The 3882-nt window shown below is 59.7% G+C and carries 6 protein-coding genes; all 6 read right to left on the bottom strand.

The window, feature by feature from the left end; translation table 11 throughout:
• On the bottom strand, positions 1-846 hold an 846-nt coding region (locus tag ACIQVE_RS09785; protein ID WP_402807297.1), incomplete at its 3' end, for a M1 family aminopeptidase.
• Positions 847-856: 10 nt separating this feature from the next.
• Entirely contained in the window at positions 857-1687 is an 831-nt protein-coding gene (locus ACIQVE_RS09780; protein ID WP_402807294.1) for a DUF2797 domain-containing protein, read from the bottom strand.
• Positions 1684-1944 (bottom strand): YeaC family protein, encoded by a 261-nt coding sequence (locus ACIQVE_RS09775; RefSeq protein WP_042558818.1) that lies wholly within the window; start codon positions 1942-1944, stop codon positions 1684-1686. Before ACIQVE_RS09775 ends, ACIQVE_RS09780 begins: the two co-directional genes overlap by 4 nt.
• Positions 1945-1978: 34 nt before the next feature.
• Complete coding sequence (locus tag ACIQVE_RS09770; protein ID WP_402807293.1) at positions 1979-2848, bottom strand: rhomboid family intramembrane serine protease; 870 nt, start codon at positions 2846-2848, stop codon at positions 1979-1981.
• The gene (locus ACIQVE_RS09765; RefSeq protein WP_402807462.1) at positions 2845-3819 is read right to left on the bottom strand and encodes a metallophosphoesterase; all 975 of its coding nucleotides are present in this window, start codon (positions 3817-3819) and stop codon (positions 2845-2847) included. The genes ACIQVE_RS09770 and ACIQVE_RS09765 overlap by 4 nt, the downstream gene beginning before the upstream one ends.
• Positions 3816-3882, bottom strand: a 67-nt coding sequence (locus tag ACIQVE_RS09760; RefSeq protein ID WP_402807461.1) for a hypothetical protein, incomplete at its 5' end; no start/stop codon positions are given. The genes ACIQVE_RS09760 and ACIQVE_RS09765, both read right to left, overlap by 4 nt.

The following is a 3882-nucleotide window of genomic DNA, read 5'->3' as shown; positions in this document are numbered from 1 at the left end:
CACGGCGCGTGAGTTGTATTTGTTGATGCCCTTGTTCTCCATCGCGCACATGTTGAAGTCGTTCACGGCGACGATCATGAAGATGTCCAGATCGTACTCGCGACCGTAGACCTCTTCGTCCCAGCGCATCGACTTCTTCAGGCTGTTCATCGCGTGCTGGCACTTGTCGATGTTTTCCGGCTCGACGTAGATGCGCAGCGCGACTTCGCGCTGGGTCATGGTGGTGAAGGTATCTTCAACGCACCACAAGTCACCGGCTACCAGCGCGAACAGGTATGCCGGTTTCATGAACGGGTCTTCCCACGTTGCCCAGTGCCGGCCGTCTTCGCCGGGGCCCGAGGCTATCGGGTTGCCGTTGGACAGCAGCACCGGATAGCTGTGCTGTTCAGCGACCACGGTGGTGGTGAACTTGCTCATCACGTCCGGGCGGTCGAGGTAATAGGTGATCTTGCGGAAGCCTTCGGCCTCGCATTGGGTGCAGAACATCGTGCCGGACTTGTACAGGCCTTCCAGCGCCGTGTTGGTTTCGGGGTGGATCTTGACGCTGGTGTCGACCGTGAAGGTTTGGCTGGTCGGCTGCAGGGTCAGGTTGTTTTCGCTGAGCTGATAAGCGTCGGCACTCAGTTGCTGATCAGAGAGAGTGACCGAGAGCAATTCCAGTTGCTGGCCATCAAGCACCAGCGGCGGCAGGCCTGCGCCACGCGCCGGGTTGCGGCGCATCACCAGTTGCGCATGGACCAGGCTGTGGTCCTCGAACAACTCGAAGGTCAGGTGCGTTTCGTCGATCAGGTACTCGGGCGCCTGATAGTCCTTCAGGTAAATCATCTTCGGTTGTTCGGTGCGCATACTGGAATCCTTATTGATGCACGGCGAGCTGATAAGCCGTGTACTTGCGAATATTGATCACGCCGGTGTCGAAGATCAGGTACTGGCCCTTGATCCCCAGCAGCGTGCCTTCGGCAATCGGGTTCTTGTCCAGGTTGAAGCTGACGATTTTGGCCGGGTATTGCTCGACCGGATAGCGGATTTCGAGAGGTTCTACATCGGCAATCGTCTGAATAGCTTGTAGGCCGAATCGCTCCTGCAAGCCTTGCAAACCTTCGGCGCAGCTTTCAAACAACTGATCACGCACTTGCGCCAGATCAACAGACACCGCATCGCCCTTGAGCAGCGCGCGCCAGTTGGTCTTGTCCGCCACCTGGCTGCGGAACAGGTCTTCGACGAAACCCGACTGCTGCCGCGTGGACACGCGCATGATCGGCAGAGCCTGACTGGCGCCCTGATCGATCCAGCGGGTCGGCAACTGGGTTGCACGGGTGATGCCAACCTTGATCCCCGACGAATTGGCCAGATAAACCACATGATCGGTCATGCAAAACTGCTGGCCCCACACCGGGTCCCGGCAAGTGCCGGCATCAAAGTGGCAGCGCTCCGGGCTCATGATGCACAGGTCGCACTGCGCCAGTTTGGTCATGCACGGGTAGCAATAACCCTGGCTGAAACTGGTTTTGGTCTTGCGCCCGCAATGGGTGCAGTGGATCGCCCCCAGGTACTCCAGACGCACCGTAGTGCCGATCAACGGGTTGACCGGCACCTCGACGTCATCCAGACGAAACGCGTATTGCACGTTCGGCCCGTCCAGGCGCGCCGACATTTTGCTGATTGCACCGCGGCCAATCTCGATCAATGGATGGCATCCGACTTGAACAGGATGTTCGGCACTTCGATCGACTTCGACGCACATTCCTGCGGGCCCATGTAACCGGTGCGCTGGTCTTCAGGCAGGTTCTGGATTTCCCAGGCGATCATCGCCTGCAACGACAGCTCGCGCTGCTCGGCGGTGAGCTTGCCACCGTCGGCCCACTTGCCGATTTCCACGGCCAGTTTCAGGCTCTCGTAGATGTCCGGGGTGATGTTCTTGATCATGTCGTTAAAAGAGGACATCTGGGTCTCCGTGCTCTTTATCTACAAACTAAAATTAGACGGCCAGTTTACGGCGGTTATACAAACCGCCCAACAAACCGGTGAAGCATCCGATGAGTAACCCGCTGACATGCGCGGCATTGGCGATTTCGCCGAAACCGATCATCGAGATCAGCCCGGACATGCACACCACCAGCCACACCAGCATCATCGCCAACACGCCGCGCGGCAGGCGATAAGCCGGGTTCGGCGCCAGCAACTGGAAAATCCAGCAATGCCCGAGCAAACCGTAAAGCACGCCGGACAGGCCGCCGAACAAGGTCGGGCCGCTCCAGACAAATTGCGCGTAGTTGGAAACCAGGCTGAACAATAAGGTCAGGCCGATCAGATTGATGCTGCCCTGCCGTGACTCGATACGCCGCCCCAACTCCCAGTACCACATGCCGTTCATGGCCAGGTGCAGGATGCCGAAGTGGATCAGCATAGGCGTGACCAGGCGCCACCACTGCCCCGCCGCCAGGCTGTCGGCCAATGGCGTGAAGTGGATGTATTCGCCGATTACGCGGAAATCGAGGAACGTCAGCCAGCGCAATGTCTGCAAGTTTTCGCCGAGATACGTCAAGCCGCCGACGATCAGGCTCAGCAGCAGGATGAACCCGGTAGCTTTGGCATGTTTCAGTTGTTCGGCGAAGCTCGGCCGTTTCAAGGTCTGCGCGACCGGGATGTCCAACTGCTGATCGGGATCGCCAGCCGGAAAGCGCTCGTACAGCGAACGCACGTCTTCGCTGATCTCCGCAGGGGCCCAAAGCACCTGCTCGCCGGCCTCTTCACTGACCCGATGGGGCACTTGCATGTGTTGCAGCAATTTGACGAAACCGCTCAGATCCACCGCCAGGGGCAGACGCAATACCGCTACAGAACTCATTGCAGCACCTCTGGCCGTTCGACATCGACCCAGACAAATTTATTCGGATCCAGACGTGTTTCCTGATCCAGACGATAGGCGACCAGTTTGCCGTAGAGCACCGCGCTGTAATCCAGACACGCGAGGTTCGGGCGGATCGGCGCCGGTTTGCCGCTGCGCCAGTAGTGGCCGACGAACAGCAAAGGCTCATCGACACCGTAGCGCAGCAGGGAATTCTTTTCGGTTGAAGTCAACGGGGTTTGCGCCACCGGTTCCGGCAATGCATCGGGCTGGAAGACGATGTCGCCGTAGGTTTTCGGATCGTCTTCCCAGAACTTGGTGCGAAAGAACGAACGCACCAGACCGTCGCCGCTGGTCATGGTCTGGCCATCGGGCAGGCGCATATCGGTACCGCGCAGCAGTCGATCGAACACGGTGCAGGCGAAACTGCCCGGCACCGCCGAAGCCTGGAGGAAGTGTTCATCGATGCAGCCGTCGGGGAACAGCGCGCGCAACGGCTCGATCAGGCCGGCGTCCCAACACGCATGCACCACGCGGAAACGCCCGGCATCGACGAACAGCGGCAGTTGATAGAACCACTGCTGGAAGTCATGCCAGTCGCCCGGATGGTCTTCGAATTGGGTCAGGGTTTCATGCAGCAGGCGCGCATGGCGCGGTGTGTGTTCGCGCACGAACTGCTTGCCGCTGCCCGGTGGCGCCGGGGTGCTCCAGCCGAGCGCGTTGAATTCGTGGTTGCCCATGATGCACAAGGCCTGACCGGCCTCGACCATGTCGTGAACGATGTGCAGCGCCTCGCGAATTCGCGGGCCACGGTCGATGATGTCGCCGACGAACACGGCCATGCGCGATGGATGCCGCCAGACCCCGCCCTGCTTGTGATAGCCGAGGCGATCAAGCAAGTGTTCCAGGGTCTGCGCGCATCCGTGCACGTCACCAATCAAGTCATAACTGCGCGCGGGATCGAGCATCAGTCGCCTCCACCACCCAACTTGCTGCCCCAGCCGAGCTTGGTCCGGCAGACTTCGTAGGCGGTG

Source organism: Pseudomonas sp. NPDC098747, from assembly GCF_044760045.1.
Taxonomy (GTDB): Bacteria; Pseudomonadota; Gammaproteobacteria; order Pseudomonadales; family Pseudomonadaceae; genus Aquipseudomonas.
This window is presented reverse-complemented; position numbering and strand designations above follow the sequence as displayed.

What these genes read in the sequence shown, in the direction of transcription:
- ACIQVE_RS09770 (WP_402807293.1), bottom strand. Translation starts at nt 2,848, where the DNA reads ATGAGTTCTGTAGCGGTATTGCGTCTGCCCCTGGCGGTGGATCTGAGC.
- ACIQVE_RS09775 (WP_042558818.1), bottom strand. Translation starts at nt 1,944, where the DNA reads ATGTCCTCTTTTAACGACATGATCAAGAACATCACCCCGGACATCTAC.